The sequence below is a fragment of the Bacillus cereus group sp. MYBK95-2 genome, from assembly GCF_051915225.1.
GTDB lineage: Bacteria > Bacillota > Bacilli > Bacillales > Bacillaceae_G > Bacillus_A > Bacillus_A cereus.
Map to the genome: position 1 here is coordinate 1 of NZ_JBQAEH010000015.1, position 15,906 is coordinate 15,906.

A 15,906-nucleotide genomic window follows, 5' to 3' on the forward strand; every position below is an offset into this window, starting at 1 on the left:
TGCTTTACCCCCAAGTGTAAAAAAAACGCCATCCTTTCCTATAAGTCTACAGAAAGAAAGCGTATTTTTTCATTTTAAGGGGTATTTTATTTTGTTAGCTTGATAGTGATGTGGCCGTATCCCAATTAGGAATGTCGGAAATATGAGACGGAAGCCCCAACAACATATCCTACTAAGCATATAAGAAAGATATCCCCACCGTTACCTAAGAAAACATTAGATTGTATTTTTGAAGGATTCACTAACTCATTAAAATAAGGGATAATATTCATTAATCTAAAGAACGCATATAATATTATAAATTGCCAACTAGTTAGTGTAGCATCTTTTAAAATTATTTTTTGACGCTCATCTTCTTTAGAAAATCCCGTTTCATCACCTGATATTCGTTTAGTAAATGTTATAATCAACGAAACCAAAATCCCTGCAATTATTACAATAATAATATTCATAAAACTATCCTCATTTCCTATAAGTTTTTTGATAAATAAAGAGTGTATCCACTGTAGAATCTAAAATAAATGCAATACTGAATGCTAATTCTAAACTAGGATCATATTTATTATTTTCAATAGCATTTATTGTTTGTCTACTTACATTACACATTTCTGCCAATTTCCCTTGAGAAATACCTTTATGTTCTCTAAACTTTTTAATTTGGTTATGCATCTCAAATACCTCATCTTTTTTGATGATATGTAAAATATGTTTTACATATCATATAATAAATAAAAAACGGATATGTGTCAAATACTTTTTACATATATCCGTTTTAATATTAGGGGTCACCATACATGGGCATCAGCTTAAGAGATTTTAATACCCTCAAATACTAAAAAACGTTATTCTTTCTAAATAAACTAAAATTAGAAAGGATGATGTTTTCTTATGCATTTTTCGATTCAAGATAAATTACAATCATTTGCGGAAGAATTACAACGATATGTTACACCTGTATTCTTAGAAGAACTTGCAAGAGAAATCGGATTTATAAAACGAAAACGTAAATTTTCTGGTTCAGACTTAGCTACTATTTGCATTTGGATCAGTCAACGAGTAGCAAGTGATCCCTTGGTTCGATTATGTAGTAGGCTTCATGCAGCGACAGGCACTTTACTCAGCCCTGAGGGCTTAAATAAACGTTTAAATACGAAAGCAGTTTTGTTTTTAAAACATATTTTTTCTTTACTGTTACAACAAAAAATATGTGAACAAACACAAATCCCTAACCAACTTTTCTCTTATTTTGAGCGAATTCGTATCCTAGATGCCACCGTATTTCAAGTGCCAAATGCTTTAGAGAATATATATCCAGGCTCTGGAGGATGCGCCCAAACAGCTGGCATCAAAATTCAATTAGAATATGATTTACATAGCGGACAATTTCTTAATTTTCAAGTGGGACCCGGCAAAAATAATGACAAAACATTTGGTACGGAGTGCTTAGATACCTTACGACCAGGAGAGTTATGTATTCGCGATTTGGGTTACTTTTCATTGGAGGACTTAGATCAAATGGATCAACGAGGTACATACTATATTTCTCGTTTGAAATTAAACACGAATGTATATGTGAAAAATCCAAACCCAGAATACTTTAAAAACGGTACAATTAAGAAACAATCGGAATACATACAAATTGATGTGAAACAGATTTTGAAACAACTACAGCCTGGAGAAACATTTGAATTAGAAAATGCTTATATTGGTGATAAACAACAACTGTTTGCACGCGTTATTTTTAATCGATTAACAGAAAAACAACTCCAAAAACGACGAGCGAAGATCGCGGAAAAAGAAAAATTTAAAAATAGAACGTACTCAGAGAAAAGTAAAATGATAGCGGGATTAAACGTGTACGTGACGAATACACCTTGGGAATGGGTTCCGATGGAACAGGTACATGAGTTATATACTTTACGTTGGCAAATAGAGATTGTCTTTAAAACGTGGAAATCACTCTTTAAAATAGACCATTATCGTAATGTAAAACAGGAGCGATTAGAGTGCCAACTATATGGAAAGCTAATCGCTATTTTCCTATGTTCCTCTACAATGTTTAAAATGCGCCAACTTCTTTTACAAAAGAAGAAAAAAGAATTAAGTGAATATAAAGCGATAGGGATGATACAAGATCATCTATTTCTCTTATATCAAGCCATACAAAAAGAACCCCAAGAGATAACAAATCTTCTGATTCGCTTGTTCTACCTTCTACAGAAAAATGGGCGGAAATCTCATCGATATGAGAAGAAGACTGTCTTTGATATCATGGGTGTTATCTATGAATATAGTGGATTGAGAAAGCAAAAGAAAGCTGCATAAGTAAAAAAATGAAACCCGTTAGGGTTTATTTCGTATGCTTATTTTTAAAGAAAACACACATTTTAAGAATTTCTTCATTTATGTAAATGCAAGTTTATCTTATTTTTGAGCTTAAGTTGATGGGCATGGGGTCACCATATCAAAAAAAGAAAATTGTACGTTTAGACACAATTTGGACGCATTTCAGCCGGTTCCCTGTACGTTAAGGAACCGGCTACTTACTTTACTACCTTTTTATGATTATGAAATTAAAAAAGATAGAGTAGAAATCATGTATGAAATAAATGTAAGTAACACAAGGAAGAATATAAGCATGGTATTGGAAACACATCGTTCTATTCTTTTTTTCATTTGAACTTACTTTATTTTTTTAATTTGGTAGGGTCAATTTGAAGTTGTGCTTTCCAAGATCCAGATACTTTTCCAATTCTGTTTATGTTTACATCTAACGTGAGCGGTTGTTTGAAAGAATCTTTTCCTTTAGGGCCTTCTATAAATGTGATGACACCTTCTGGTCTATCCTTAAAACGAATACCAATTTCCTTTAATTCTGCACCTGATGCTTTTAGTTCGAATGGCCCATCACTTGCTCCTTGAATAAATGCTAATTGTCCGTAGTACCCATTTTTCTTATACTCTGGGTTTTTTTCTTGTTGACCATTTACTTTGCCGTCATCTTCAAGTTGTAACCCTGTTGTATCAAATTCAAACGGTACTACATTTCCATTTTCTTTTTCAATTTTGTAATGAACGGATATACGTGCATCCGCTACATATAATTCTTTCAGATGTACTGTAACACCTTGATCTGTAATCTTTTCATCAAGAGGAATAAATTGCCCTTTTGTAACGTCTCTTCCTTCATCAATAATCGTATCATTTGAAATTGCATTGGAAAAATAAGAGGCAACATCTGTAGCTGCAACTTGAACTTGTGGAATCATGGCTGTTGCAAAAAGCCCTGCTACCGCTACTGCAGTATACATGAAACGTTTTGATTTTTTATTCATATTTGTAAACAATCCCTTCTTCGGTTCAGTTTTTTCATTGATATAAGAAACATTTTCTAATTTTGCGTGACTTTCAAATACTTTCCACGCTTGGTCAACATCAATCTCGATTTCTTTTGATGAATGTATTGTTGCTTCCTCTAATTTGACATTTTCCCATTGATTTAATTTGGTGATTTCGAGTAATAAATCTTGGCATGCGTTACAAGTATCTATGTGTTTGGTGAATTCTTTTCTTGTCCCATCAGATAATTCACCGTCTAGATATGCTTGAATAAACCCCATATCATAACAATTCATTTATTACGCCTCCTCTAATTGTTGATAGATTTTACGAAACTTTTGCTTGGCTCGTACTAATAATGTTCCAATAGATGATATGTCGATTTGTAGAACCTCTCCAATTTCTTTATATTGAAAACCAGAAAATTTCATTAATAAAATGGTTCGATCTTTCTCATTCATTTCACTTAGCGCCATTTGTACTTGTGTAATTTCTTCTTTTCTAATCCAATCATCATCTAGGGATGAAATATGCTGTACTTCATGATATTGTATGTTTTTTTCTACTCTCGCCTGATGACGTTTTTCGGATCGTAAATACTTATAAGCTACAAAAGTAGAAGATTTTATTAGCCATCCAGATAAGTTCTCAATCCCCTTCCAATTGTTGCGGTATAACTGTAAAAATACTTCTTGTGCCAATTCTTCAGCAATCGTCTGGTTTTTGACAATCCAAACAATCTGTTTCATAACGTACACATAGTTTTGTTTAAACAAATCTTCAAATGTCACATCCGAAACAGGCCTTTCTTCCCTTTTAATCTTAAACATGTCGGTTAAAACCTCACTCTCATTTGATGCCTGTATTATATAGAACCCGAATTAATGATTTTTGTGACAAAAATTCTTATTTTTTTTTATATGTACAAAAAAACATTCATCTTTCAATCAGATGAATGCAAAAATTAAAATCATTTTGGTTTCTTAGATTATTTGTGTAGTTTAAACCAAAAAACAAATTTTAATAATCTAAGACCATTACGAGAGAAAAATTATATAAAAAGTAAGTAACCGGTTCCTTAACGTACAATTTTCTTTTTTTGATATGGTGATCGCTAATAGCTTTGTTGTTGATTTAAAATACTTTTAAATGTATGGAACAAACTTATTACTTAGGTTGTCTATTAAGTATACGTATAAAACAGGTGTTCATTATAGTTCGCTCATTTTATGAAAAGTGAGATGCAAGAAGAGTGATATCCGATATCCTCTTTAATTGTATCGATATGTATAACACCTAGAAAAACCATATATTCTTGAAAGAGGTTGAAAATGTATGATAGTCTTAAACAAGTTTTTTAACATTTTACATTACAAAAAGATGGTACCTATCGTATTTCTTTCATGTGCAACGCTTATAGGCTGTTCCGATGGTAATACTCAATCTGAATCACTTAAACAAACGAAACAAACAAATCAAATCAAACAAGAAACTACTGGTAATGATTCTTTTGCTAAGCTTGAAAAAGAATTTGATGCTAAACTCGGTATTTATGCATTGGACACTGATACGAATCAAACCGTTACGTATCAATCAGATAAACGGTTTGCATACGCATCTACCCACAAAGCTTTAGCAGTGGGAGTACTTTTACAAAAGAAATCAATAGAAGATCTAAATCAAAGAGTTTTGTATACTCGTGAAGATCTTGTTAATTACAATCCAATTACAGAAAAGTATGTTGATACAGGTATGACTCTAAAAGAGCTTGCAGATGCTTCCCTCCGATATAGTGATAATACTGCACAAAATCTTATTCTTAAACAATTAGGTGGACCTAGTGAATTCAAAAAATTATTGAGAGAAATAGGAGATACAGTTACGAATCCTGAACGTTTTGAACCAGAATTAAACGAAGTGCATCCAGGAGACGTACATGATACTAGTACCCCAAAGGCATTAGCTACTAGCCTTCAGGCTTTTGCACTAGGAGATGTACTTTCAACTGAGAAACGAGATTTATTAATAGATTGGATGATAAGGAACACTACGGGAGATAACTTAATTCGTGCTGGAGTTCCAGGAGGATGGGAAGTAGCTGATAAGACGGGCTCGGGATCTTATGGAACCAGAAATGATATCGCAATTATTTGGCCACCAAATAAAAAGCCAATTGTTCTTGCGATACTTTCTAATCATGATAAAGAGGATGCTAAATACGATGATAAGCTTATTGCAGAAGCAACCAAAATAGTGTTAAATACCTTAAAAACTACAAATAAATAATAATAGTAATTAGTTATTAAAATTTTTTTGTCTTTCCGTCACAAAACTGTGGCGGTCTTTTTGTGTGTTTAAAAAAGAATCGACTTAAGTAAAGAAAAAAGATAGAAACAATTCCTATTCAATTTATTAATTAAGTAACAACAAATATACGCTTTATTGGATTCTTATCGATTGTTATCACACGTGGCTTTGAAACATAAAAAGACCGCAAAGCTTTCTTGAAAAAGTGCTTTGCAGCCTTGTGGTCTCTTGTTTTGCTTAGACAAAAATCGATTGTGTTTCCTTTCGAATCAACAGCACGGTACAGGTACAGCCATTGTCCTTTTACTTTTATATATGTTTCATCAACTTTACAAGAATTATTGGTCTGCTTCAGGTGATGACGAATTCGTTTGTCCAATTCAGGGCCATACTGATGAAAGCAACGCATAATCATGGTATGAGAAATGGTAGCGTCTTTTTTCTTATCTTTCTATGCAATCATAAATCATTTATCTCGAAAAAGTGAGTGGGGAAGAGAGCGAATGAAAATCATAACGCGTCAGCTTATTTCAATGATATTCTTGTCTTTAATTAAATTAGTCTTTATATCTATTCATAGTGTGTACTTTATACTGTCCATTGGCGTTAATTACAATGGTAATATAAAAAAATAAACAAGGGAACAAATGCAACTTGTATCATGTCTATATATTGAAACCATATTAAAAGTGAGGGCGGTTTTATGTTTATTCAAATAAGTTTGAGGTGTGAAAATGGAACAGACGTTTATTGGAAAATGTAATCATGACGAGCTCGACTATGTTATAAAAGACTATTGGCAAGATGTATGGAATTATTCATTTATTATTACAAAAGATCCACACTTATCAGATGATATCACACAAGATGTCTTTATAAAGGTTTTTAAACATTGGCATTTGTTTCGACAGGAGTCATCTATGAAAACGTGGATATTAAAAATTACTAGAAATACGGCAATAAACTATTTGAAATCCGCTTATTTTAAAAGGATATCTTTAGTGGGATTTTTTAGTGACGACAAGCAGTCTTCTTCGGCAGAACAACAGTTTTTTGAGCAAGAGGAACTAAATGAAGTGTGGGATGTTGTATTGAAACTACCTAAAAAACACCGTGAAATACTAATATTGGACGCAAAATATGAATTATCTTATGAAGAAATGGCTGAAACATTAGGAGTATCAATTGGAACAGTCAAATCTAGATTAAGCCGAGCAAGAAGTAAGGTTTCAAAATTAATAGGGGAGGGTAGTAGTGATGAACAATAAACAAAATCCTGACTGGTATAGAAAAATAAAAAAAGGGCCAATGGAGAATCGTAAAGATGAAGAAGAATTTATTTCTAAAATAAAGCAGTCTATATATGAAAATAATGAAGTGGATTTTGTAAAACATAAAAGACCATTTCGTAAAAAAGCATTACCTATTGTAGTTGTTTTGGTTTGTACAATGTTATTTTTCATTGTTCAACAACCTTGGCTTGATGATAATAAATCACCTGTACAAAGTAGTACTCAAATTAAGCCTCAAACAAAAGATGAGTCTGCTCAAAATCCATCATTAAAACAATTTATGAATGAACTATATCAAAGTACGAACTCAAAAAATGAAAATGACCTGTACAAAGCGTTAAATAATGAAGTTCTATTTAAAGGGAAGAGTTATAAGAAGGATGAACTGAAGTTTGATGAAGATATTTTTCATGAGTTGCAAGTCGCCCTTACAATGGGGGGAGAGTTTGCAAATGATACAAAGCAAGTATATAAAGTACCAAGTGGATTGACGGAAAGTAACCAACCAAAGCAAGAACACTTTATATATGCAACTGTTACTGGAAACAAAACGAAAATTTTAGCTGAACCAAAACGAGAATCAAAGGTTTTATATGAAGTATCTAATGAAATGGTAAAAGCTTGGATCCCGGAAAAAGTGCAGAATGATGGATATATAAAAATATCGACATTTAACGGTAATACTGGTTATGTACAAAAAGAGTATGTTTTAACTGATATTAAATATTCATTCGTGTTTGAAAAGGATCATGAAGGTGAGTGGAAAATAATGAATATAGATTCTATATGGTAAAAGAGGAAGGTTCACTTTAATGAACCTTCCTCTTTGTTATAATTTTCTTTTTGAAGTGTATGCCAGGACGCTAAAATTTCTGATGTAACGAGAGCAGCGATGTTTTTTTCGGGATTACTACCAGGAATAACGACAGAAATGGCGATTTGTGGATTTTCAGTAGGAGCATATGCAATGAAAAGAGAATGATTTATCATTTTTTCTTGCTCATTCGGAGAACCTGTACTACCTGTTTTACCTGCGACATGAAGGGGTAAATTTTTAATCTCCTCTATATTTTGACTCATTCCACCGTGCACGACACTCCAAAATTCTATAGGATAATGATTTGAACTTTCCAAAATTGGTTTAAACTTTTTGGTTTCTTTACCGTCCTGACCAATAATAGCACTTACGATTTGAGGTTTATATTTATCACCTTTACTTGCCAATGTTGCTGCATATTGAGCGAGTTGAAGAGGAGTATGCACTTCATTTCCTCCCCAAGAGGCATTTAATAAAGCAGAAATTCCATTTTCAAATTTATTAGATGGATGGAATTCATATTGTCCGTCTTCTTCAAAGGGTAAATCAATCCCGGTTTTAGAACGTAGGCCGAATTGCATTAAATAATCTGTCCATATATGTGCCACTTTTTTTATATTCCCATTATTTTGGTTGAATAAGGGCAGAGCTACTTTTGCTGTCATAAATGTGTTAGATGAATTAATGATAGCCTGCCTTGGTGTAATCTCACCTGTTGGCGTTCCAGGTCCATTCGTAATGTTATTTTGATTATCATACTGAAAAGTACCTTTATCTAAATAAGTATCTTCGGGTTGGAAAAGCTTTTCATTTAATCCAATTAAAATAGTGAGTGGTTTTATAGTAGAAGCCATATTTACATAAGATTCACCATACTTTAATTTTTGAATTGCTTTATTTTGCGAAAGAGATTTAATGTTTTCATTTTTAGATGATACATGTGTATGTAATATATTTGGATCAAAAGCTGTCGAGTTGGCCATAGTTAAAATTGCCCCAGTTTTTGCATCGCTCACTACAACATAACCAGCTTTAGCATCAGGTGTATTCTTTATTTGAGATCTTAATGCTTCTTCTGCCTTTTGCTGCAACTTAGAGTCTAAAGCTAGCCACACATCTTTTCCTTTTTGTACTTTTTGAATGTTCCATAAGAACTTTTTATTATTCAATTTAAAAATAAGAGTTTTGCCTGATTTTCCTTTTAAATCATTTTCATATTGCAGCTCAATCCCGCTTTTTCCAACAGTCATATGCTTTGAATTAAGGTCATTTTCTACATACCCAATTACCTGTGAACCAATTTCGTGTTTAGGATAATATCGAATCCATTCATCTTTAATTATTACATTATTGGGTTTGTTTTTGTTTATGAATGCAAGTTCATTCTCAGTTATATCAGAGTATAACGGTATATCATTCATAGTCTGCTTTTTACAAGATTGTTGTAATTGAGATTTTATGTTCTCTGTAGAAATATCATGTTGAAACTCGCTTGAAAATTGATTGAAAAAAGCTAGTGTGTTTGATGTATCTTGTTTCGATAGCCTTTCATCATTAGAAGTGCAATATAGAGACTTAACTTTCTTATTTGTAGCTAGTATTACACCATTTTTATCAAAAATCTTTCCTCTTTCAGCTGAAGAAGTTGCGATAGTAATTGAAATGAAGTTGATTTTTAATAAAATTAGTAAAATCAAACCTACAATAGAAAGAACCGCAAAAAATCTCCATCTTTTTGTATGTAACATATAACCCTCCCTTATGTAGCCTATTTCATCTTATATTTAATTATTTTTTTTGTAAATGTGGAACAACTTTATTGTTTAGATTGTCTATTAAATATTACAGCATAAAGAAAGGAATAATCAGTATGAAACGTTATTAGCAAGTCTATTTGTAAGTTTAACATGTGTCATTATACAGTTGAGCATTTCTAATGTAAACAACCAAAAAATAGAGAGAAAACAGGAAAGAATTTTTTCATCGTTTTATTAAAATGAGAGTTCGTTTGATGTTAGGATTGAGATCTTATCAAACTACAATCCATTGTACAATCAAGCATTTAAACAATCTAATTGAACAAGGTTATAGGCATGTAACGAGACGTTTTGGCAAATCTGCAGGGTTTTAAAATCTCCGTCATGCTTCACGTACGATAAAAGGTATTGAAACCATTCACGCTCTATATAAACAAAGGCTAAGTCTTCAAAGAGACTCCACCTTTTCAACGTATAATGAACTTCAACAATTATTAGTAAGCCTTATTTGTATGCAAATTATTTACTTCCTTAGTATTAGAAATCACTATATAAAACGCATATGTACAAAAATATATTCATAAAAAAATAACCGAAAAATTGAAGGTGCATACTCAATCACTAATTATGGTTGGATATGCACCTTGAAAGCAAGTTTGATCCAAATGCGGTTGGAGATCAGGGCACATCCCTTGGACTGCTTCAAATCCATCGAGGGGGATTAGCACCCAGAGATTTAACGAATGAAGATTTGAAAAATGCAGAAACCAATACTCGAATTACAATAACTAATATGAAACGTGCATTTAACCGTGGTTTACAGAAAAGTTTAAAAGGACCAGATCTATTAAAGCATGTTACTAATACCTCAGGTTGGACTTGTAATCAGGGTGTTCAATGGGCAGAGAAACAGACAGAATTTAATCAGTCAACGAGTAGCAAGTGCTCCCTTAATACAAGTATGTAGTAAACTTCATGCAGCCACTGGTACCTTACTCAGCCTTGAGTGCTTAAATACAAAGGCAGTTTTGTTTTTATAACATATTTTTCTTTATTGTTACAACAAAAACGCTGTGAACAAACATAACATTTAATATTTAAGATAAATAAATATTTTTATGAGTTTCATTAAATTGGGATATTATCTTAAAAAAAACTTTAGATATATTTTATTTTTTCTTTCTATAATTATTCTATAATTTATGCATGAATATGAAAAATCTGTTTAAAAGATACACAACTTTTTTGTAGTATTGAGGGTTTAAATGACCTTTATTAACAGCAAAAACTACAATTTACAAGGAGAATACTTTATGAGTAAGAGAATAAACGAATTAGACTCAATACGAGGTTTAGCCGCAATTACAGTTGTATTTGGGCACTTTTGTTTAATGCTACCATCGTTGCCCAATTCTATTAAATTTTCCCCTCTTAGGTTTTTATGGGCGGGTGGGGAAGCTGTAATCATTTTTTATGTACTCAGTGGTTTTGTGCTATCTATGGCACTCTATCATTCAAAAACAAATTATTGGGGATATTTAATTAAGAGATTTGTAAGAATCTATATTCCTTATTATTTTTGGATAATCATTACCTTTGCTTTATTTATTTTGTTTTCACCATATGAAGTTACGGGACTACGAGACTGGTTCTATGATAAGTGGCAAGGGCCTATAACAAAATTAGATATTATGAATCACTTTGTACTTCTTAATAACTTTTTTACGGATAATTATAATCCGGTTATCTGGTCATTAGCTCAAGAAATGCGTATATCTATCGTGTTTCCCTTGTTATTCCTTCTGTTTTATAAACAGAGTTGGAAGAAAACGATACTGTTTGCTATGAGCTTTTCTTTAATCGGTATTTTCCTTAATAAGTTGCATATTGGGAAAGCTGAGGGGTTTTATAATGGTTATGCCGATACACTGCATTTCACATCTATGTTTATGGTTGGAATGCTACTTTTTAAACATCAGGAAGAACTTACTCAATTATATAAAAGGATGAAAAACTTAAACAGAAAACTTCTTATCGTATTAGGGATCTTTCTATATCTATATTCCATTATAATTTATGGGCTTTCTAGTAATGATACTACTTTCTTATTAAAAGATTGGGGTGTCGTAATTGGTGTGAGTATAATAATCATTATGGCAATGAATAACCTAAAGGTAAAAGCTATTTTAAATAAGGGTGTATTTGTATATTTAGGGGAAATTTCATATAGTATCTATTTATGTCATTTTCCAATCACGATGGTACTCTTTAAACTTTTGTATGCAAAGATACCTACCCTTTTTCTTCTTATCTTATGTATTACAACGACAATACTTTGTTCTATATTATCGTATCATTTAATTGAAAAGAAATGTATCAATTGGGCAAAACAAAGAACAAAAAGTTTCAAAAAAAAAGTGTGATACTTGTAGGGAGAAGGAAACGATTCAAAGAATAACCCGCCTTGAAAAAACCTCCAATTCAGGCGGTTGTTTTTCCTTTAAATTCCTATATTAAAATTTACACCTAAAAAAATAATTTTGAACCCAAAAAGGTACGAATTTTTTATACGAGGAGGAGTAATGCATGAAGGATACGATTAAATCACGATTTATTATATTATTCATTATAAGTATTTTAGGTTTAGGAACCATGCTTGTAATATTTTATGTAAAGCATAAAACCAATATTCAAAGAAATAAAGTGATTGCTGCCGAAAAACGTGTATTGCAATATGAGTCTACCTTGAAAAAAGAATTAGAAAAATATAATTTAGGAGAGAAAACAGCAGTTTTATTAGGAATTATGTACCAAGAGAGTAGAGGTGAGGGAAATGACCCTATGCAGTCTTCTGAATCACTGGGATTAAAGCCAAATGAAATTCAAGAGACAAGCCTGAGCATTGAACAAGGGGTAAAACACTTTGCTCAAATGTACAAATATGGAACGGAAAAAGATGTTAGCATGGATACAATTATTCAAAGCTATAATATGGGACCAGGGTATATTGATTTTATTGCGAGTCAAGAAGTTAAACAACACTCGGAAGATTCGGCCAAAAATTTTTCTAAGATGAAAGTTGATCAAAATCCAGAGATGTACACTTGTGGTGGAAATAAAAATAATTTTAGGTATCCATATTGTTATGGTGATTTCACATATGCAACAAAGGTGAATGAAAAAGCAAAACTTATTGAAGAACTTCTTCGAAAAAATTCAAAATATAATTCGGAAAATTTTTAATGTAAGAACTTTAAAATTCATGTGAGAGATCTATTAAATCAGGTCATAGTGATACCCGTACCCGTATTCTAAAAGTAGTCTGACTACATGTCTGATTCAGATAAGTTTGGAGTGATTCATGCAAAGTAGGCAGGATTTAAAAAGCACGCCACCAAGTCACGAAAATTTAGGTTTTACCGCAGGTACCATTTCATGTTCAACAAAATAATAGTAGGTTGATAATGTCTCCATTTAAATAAACTTTCCTTATCCACACTAATCATACACCTTTTTAAAGTAGTCTAATTAGTATGGATAATTTTGAGAATGTTCAATCTATCCTTATTATTGTAAAATTATATTAATAAATGTTAATGTACACATAAAAAACAGGATAGTTCCTATAAAAAGTAAATACAACAATGCCTAGGGGGGATAATGGTGGAAAAAATAGTTTTTTTAAAAAAATTAGATAAGAAACTAATATTCATTTTATTCATATTATGTGTCACCAGTATTGTTGCAATATACAGTAGTCAGCAAACCGGGCAATATGGTAACCAAAATTTTGCTATGAAACAAATGGTAAATTATGCTATCGGCTTTGTACTATTATTAATTGTTGCCAATATCGATTTAGATCAATTACAAAAATTAGCTTGGCCGACTTATATAGTGGGGTTCATCTCAATTATCATCTTAAAGGTATTACCAGTATCAAGCTTTACACCAGAAATATCAGGTGCAAAAAGATGGTTTAGATTTCCAATTATTGGTGCTACTCAACCAGCTGAATTTTTTAAGCTTGCCTTACTTCTTCTGGTCGCAAGTTTAGTCGTAAAACATAATTCACAGTATATGGCACGGACATTTCAAACCGATTTACTTTTGATTGGTAAAATATGTTTGATATCTATTCCACCTGCGTTAATTGTATATAGTCAACCCGATACGGGAATGGTGTTTCTATATATAGCAGCTATTGCATGTATTATATTTATGTCAGGAATTCAAAAAAAGTTAATCGTACTATGTGCAGGAATTCCGATGACTGTATTGTCTGCTTTAATATTTATATACGTAAAATATCCAGATATTTTCTTCAATAAGTTAGTTACTTTATTAAAGCCCCACCAACAATCGCGAATTTTAGGCTGGTTAGATCCATTTCAGCATACAGATCAGGGATATCAAACTCAACAATCACTTTTAGCTGTAGGTAGTGGAGGGATAGAAGGAAAAGGTTTCGGTTCTGGAAATGTTTATATTCCAGAAAAACATACTGATTTCATTTTTGCCACAATTGCCGAAGAAGGCGGTTTTATAGTTGCCACTTTTATAATATGCATATTCTTCTTACTGCTTTCCCGAATACTTATAATTGGTAATTCCGCAAATAATTTATTCGGCACCTTACTATGCGCAGGAATTGTAGGCGTTCTAATGTTACAATTTTTTCAAAATATCGGTATGATTGTGGGATTAATGCCTGTCAAAGGTATTGCACTTCCATTTTTATCATATGGCGGAAGCTCTTTATTTTCGAACATGCTAATGATGGGGCTTATTCTATCCACACGAAAAACATACAAAGAATATATGTTTTCAGTGAATCAGCACTAAATATCAAATAAGAAGTACCTATACCTTAAACTATTCGTAGAATAACACGAGATGAATAAAAAGGTTACAGAGCTATAATCAAGTATTGTTAATAAATAGATGGAGGAGAATAATAAACATTCTTCTCCTTATGTCTGTAATTAGGGTTTGCATTATCAATTAGTTCTTTCTCTTTCTTACGTAGCAGGAGTTTTCGCATTTTAAACATAGTAGAAGAACATAATAGAATACTAATGAGTTGCCCATAAAGGTGACATTCTAATTGCTCTGGTTTTACATTACGATAACCATCCGTTTTGATAAGATATTTCCAATTTTTAGAATCATCACTAAAGATCTTATAAACTGTATTTTCAGAAAAAACCACAAGCATGTAAGTAAAATGAAAGGAAATTCAATATGAGAAAAATAATCTTACCACTACAATGAATAACAGAAGCATTCATGAAAAACCTGTGGTGCGATATCAAGTTATTTTAGTGCTTAAAACTTTCGATTAAGAATTACAGTTTAAATTATTCGTATTTAAAAAAGGATTTCCATGGCAGATAAAATATATATTATTTTAAAGAGGTGTAAAATGAAGTTTATTAATGAACAAGAAAAAAAACTTACTAAAAAACAAATTATATTACTTATACTAATAATAGGATATTATTCCCTTGTAATATTAGCTACCACATTTGGCCGTTCAGCTGAGAATATCTTTGTAAGAACAATTGATTTCGATGTACTGAGCCAGTATCAACAAGCATGGAATCAATTTTCATTTAATTCTTTTTTTCATATCATTGTTAATATAGGTATGCTATTTCCGCTAGGGATCTTATTACCTCTATTTAGTGAAGTTTTTTTAAAAACAAAATGGATGTTAATCAGTTCAATTACAACATCTTTATTTATTGAAACACTTCAATTTATAACACTTCGTGGAAGTGCGGAATTAGACGATTTATTTCATAATACCATAGGTATGATGCTAGGGTATTGTATATTAAATATAGTTCTTATTTTTTTGAAAAAAAAAGAATCACACACACAAATAGTCAAATATTTAATCTTACCCACTGTAGTAAGCTTCGTCACACTTGGAATAATTATTTCATATCAAATGAAGGAATTTGGTAATATGCCATTTGATCCTTATGGAAAAACAGATATGTCTCATGTCACTATAAAAACATCACTAGAGTTAAGTAAGGAAGGTAAAAAAATACCTGTTTACGATTCCAAAGGTCAAAAAGTGCGAGACGTCGAAACTATTTCTCCAAAAGAAGCATTTCAAAAACTGAAACAAGGAGACATTTATCCTATGGGGCCTTTCGGAGCAGGTGAAGAATTTGAAGGTGAGACATTAGTCATTACAGAGTATAATTTAGAGCACGCCACTGATACAAAAGGTTTTGCTCAACCTGTATATATTTTTCGCGTACATTTAAAAGATAATGACGTAGTTCTTACAGCTCCACCTATTTCCGCGAGGAAATAATGTCAATTTTTTTGTTTTTAATATATGATCATCAGGGTTGCCGTCGACGTTAGTTTTTTC

At 31.8% G+C, this 15,906-nt stretch carries 13 protein-coding genes and 5 pseudogenes; 11 read left to right on the forward strand and 7 right to left on the reverse strand.

All coding sequences use genetic code 11. From position 1 onward, the window contains the following. Positions 1 to 125: 125 nt before the first annotated feature. Both ACTFN4_RS28175 and ACTFN4_RS28180 read right to left on the reverse strand, forming a co-directional pair. Positions 126 to 452 (reverse strand): hypothetical protein, encoded by a 327-nt coding sequence (locus ACTFN4_RS28175; protein ID WP_017674599.1) that lies wholly within the window; start codon positions 450 to 452, stop codon positions 126 to 128. Between the two features lie 10 nt (positions 453 to 462). Continuing rightward, entirely contained in the window at positions 463 to 669 is a 207-nt protein-coding gene (locus tag ACTFN4_RS28180) for a helix-turn-helix transcriptional regulator (RefSeq protein WP_000551853.1), read from the reverse strand. Positions 670 to 888: 219 nt separating this feature from the next. On the opposite strand from ACTFN4_RS28180, the gene ACTFN4_RS28185 reads away from it, so the two are divergent. Beyond that, positions 889 to 2,325 carry an IS4 family transposase gene (locus tag ACTFN4_RS28185; RefSeq protein ID WP_439963151.1) on the forward strand — a complete coding sequence of 479 codons (1,437 nt, stop codon included), beginning with the start codon at positions 889 to 891 and terminating at the stop codon, positions 2,323 to 2,325. 362 nt (positions 2,326 to 2,687) lie between these two features. On the opposite strand, the gene ACTFN4_RS28190 is transcribed toward ACTFN4_RS28185, so the two are convergent. Both ACTFN4_RS28190 and ACTFN4_RS28195 read right to left on the reverse strand, forming a co-directional pair. Further along, positions 2,688 to 3,635 (reverse strand): DUF4179 domain-containing protein, encoded by a 948-nt coding sequence (locus tag ACTFN4_RS28190; protein ID WP_439963153.1) that lies wholly within the window; start codon positions 3,633 to 3,635, stop codon positions 2,688 to 2,690. 3 nt (positions 3,636 to 3,638) lie between these two features. Then, a complete protein-coding gene (locus ACTFN4_RS28195; protein ID WP_439963154.1) occupies positions 3,639 to 4,169 on the reverse strand; it encodes an RNA polymerase sigma factor SigX in 531 nt (176 codons plus the stop codon). 505 nt (positions 4,170 to 4,674) lie between these two features. On the opposite strand from ACTFN4_RS28195, the gene bla reads away from it, so the two are divergent. Then, positions 4,675 to 5,625, forward strand: a complete 951-nt coding sequence (gene bla, locus ACTFN4_RS28200) for a class A beta-lactamase (RefSeq protein WP_439963155.1) — start codon at positions 4,675 to 4,677, stop codon at positions 5,623 to 5,625. A gap of 157 nt (positions 5,626 to 5,782) precedes the next feature. On the opposite strand, the pseudogene ACTFN4_RS28205 reads toward bla, so the two are convergent. Continuing rightward, positions 5,783 to 6,073 (reverse strand): annotated as a pseudogene (locus ACTFN4_RS28205) (IS6 family transposase); the annotation flags it as partial. A 307-nt stretch (positions 6,074 to 6,380) separates the two neighbouring features. On the opposite strand from ACTFN4_RS28205, the gene ACTFN4_RS28210 reads away from it, so the two are divergent. Then, on the forward strand, positions 6,381 to 6,914 hold the full coding sequence (locus tag ACTFN4_RS28210; RefSeq protein WP_140158920.1) for an RNA polymerase sigma factor: 534 nt from the start codon (positions 6,381 to 6,383) through the stop codon (positions 6,912 to 6,914). Then, positions 6,904 to 7,731: an SH3 domain-containing protein gene (locus ACTFN4_RS28215; protein WP_439963156.1), complete on the forward strand. Its 828-nt coding sequence runs from the start codon at positions 6,904 to 6,906 to the stop codon at positions 7,729 to 7,731. Before ACTFN4_RS28210 ends, ACTFN4_RS28215 begins: the two co-directional genes overlap by 11 nt. Before the next feature lie 11 nt (positions 7,732 to 7,742). Here ACTFN4_RS28215 and ACTFN4_RS28220 read toward each other — a convergent pair whose 3' ends face one another. Continuing rightward, positions 7,743 to 9,503, reverse strand: a complete 1,761-nt coding sequence (locus tag ACTFN4_RS28220; RefSeq protein WP_439963157.1) for a peptidoglycan D,D-transpeptidase FtsI family protein — start codon at positions 9,501 to 9,503, stop codon at positions 7,743 to 7,745. 281 nt (positions 9,504 to 9,784) lie between these two features. Here ACTFN4_RS28220 and ACTFN4_RS28225 point away from each other — a divergent pair. From ACTFN4_RS28225 to ACTFN4_RS28245, 5 genes and pseudogenes are all read left to right on the forward strand, one after another. Next, positions 9,785 to 10,009: pseudogene (locus ACTFN4_RS28225) on the forward strand (DDE-type integrase/transposase/recombinase); the annotation flags it as partial. A 149-nt stretch (positions 10,010 to 10,158) separates the two neighbouring features. After that, positions 10,159 to 10,479: pseudogene (locus tag ACTFN4_RS28230) on the forward strand (transglycosylase); the annotation flags it as partial. Beyond that, positions 10,436 to 10,596: pseudogene (locus ACTFN4_RS28235) on the forward strand (IS4 family transposase); the annotation flags it as partial. The pseudogenes ACTFN4_RS28230 and ACTFN4_RS28235, both read left to right, overlap by 44 nt. Positions 10,597 to 10,825: 229 nt before the next feature. Beyond that, positions 10,826 to 11,935 (forward strand): acyltransferase family protein, encoded by a 1,110-nt coding sequence (locus ACTFN4_RS28240; protein ID WP_439963158.1) that lies wholly within the window; start codon positions 10,826 to 10,828, stop codon positions 11,933 to 11,935. Positions 11,936 to 12,098: 163 nt separating this feature from the next. After that, positions 12,099 to 12,755, forward strand: coding sequence for a lysozyme family protein (locus ACTFN4_RS28245; protein ID WP_439963159.1), 657 nt, complete (start codon positions 12,099 to 12,101; stop codon positions 12,753 to 12,755). 176 nt (positions 12,756 to 12,931) lie between these two features. Here the strand turns inward: ACTFN4_RS28245 and ACTFN4_RS28250 are convergent. Further along, a pseudogene (locus ACTFN4_RS28250) lies at positions 12,932 to 13,009 on the reverse strand (IS6 family transposase); the annotation flags it as partial. A 163-nt stretch (positions 13,010 to 13,172) separates the two neighbouring features. On the opposite strand from ACTFN4_RS28250, the gene ACTFN4_RS28255 reads away from it, so the two are divergent. Next, positions 13,173 to 14,357, forward strand: coding sequence for an FtsW/RodA/SpoVE family cell cycle protein (locus ACTFN4_RS28255; RefSeq protein ID WP_439963160.1), 1,185 nt, complete (start codon positions 13,173 to 13,175; stop codon positions 14,355 to 14,357). Between the two features lie 580 nt (positions 14,358 to 14,937). Beyond that, a complete protein-coding gene (locus ACTFN4_RS28260) occupies positions 14,938 to 15,846 on the forward strand; it encodes a VanZ family protein (RefSeq protein WP_439963161.1) in 909 nt (302 codons plus the stop codon). The last annotated feature ends 60 nt before the right edge of the window (positions 15,847 to 15,906 follow it).

Coding starts and splice junctions, on each gene's coding strand:
- ACTFN4_RS28175 (WP_017674599.1), bottom strand. CDS start 452: ATGAATATTATTATTGTAATAATTGCAGGGATTTTGGTTTCGTTGATT.
- ACTFN4_RS28190 (WP_439963153.1), bottom strand. CDS start 3,635: ATGAATTGTTATGATATGGGGTTTATTCAAGCATATCTAGACGGTGAA.
- ACTFN4_RS28195 (WP_439963154.1), bottom strand. CDS start 4,169: ATGTTTAAGATTAAAAGGGAAGAAAGGCCTGTTTCGGATGTGACATTT.
- bla (WP_439963155.1), top strand. CDS start 4,675: ATGATAGTCTTAAACAAGTTTTTTAACATTTTACATTACAAAAAGATG.
- ACTFN4_RS28180 (WP_000551853.1), bottom strand. CDS start 669: ATGCATAACCAAATTAAAAAGTTTAGAGAACATAAAGGTATTTCTCAA.
- ACTFN4_RS28240 (WP_439963158.1), top strand. CDS start 10,826: ATGAGTAAGAGAATAAACGAATTAGACTCAATACGAGGTTTAGCCGCA.
- ACTFN4_RS28220 (WP_439963157.1), bottom strand. CDS start 9,503: ATGTTACATACAAAAAGATGGAGATTTTTTGCGGTTCTTTCTATTGTA.
- ACTFN4_RS28255 (WP_439963160.1), top strand. CDS start 13,173: ATGGTGGAAAAAATAGTTTTTTTAAAAAAATTAGATAAGAAACTAATA.
- ACTFN4_RS28215 (WP_439963156.1), top strand. CDS start 6,904: ATGAACAATAAACAAAATCCTGACTGGTATAGAAAAATAAAAAAAGGG.
- ACTFN4_RS28260 (WP_439963161.1), top strand. CDS start 14,938: ATGAAGTTTATTAATGAACAAGAAAAAAAACTTACTAAAAAACAAATT.
- ACTFN4_RS28185 (WP_439963151.1), top strand. CDS start 889: ATGCATTTTTCGATTCAAGATAAATTACAATCATTTGCGGAAGAATTA.
- ACTFN4_RS28210 (WP_140158920.1), top strand. CDS start 6,381: ATGGAACAGACGTTTATTGGAAAATGTAATCATGACGAGCTCGACTAT.
- ACTFN4_RS28245 (WP_439963159.1), top strand. CDS start 12,099: ATGAAGGATACGATTAAATCACGATTTATTATATTATTCATTATAAGT.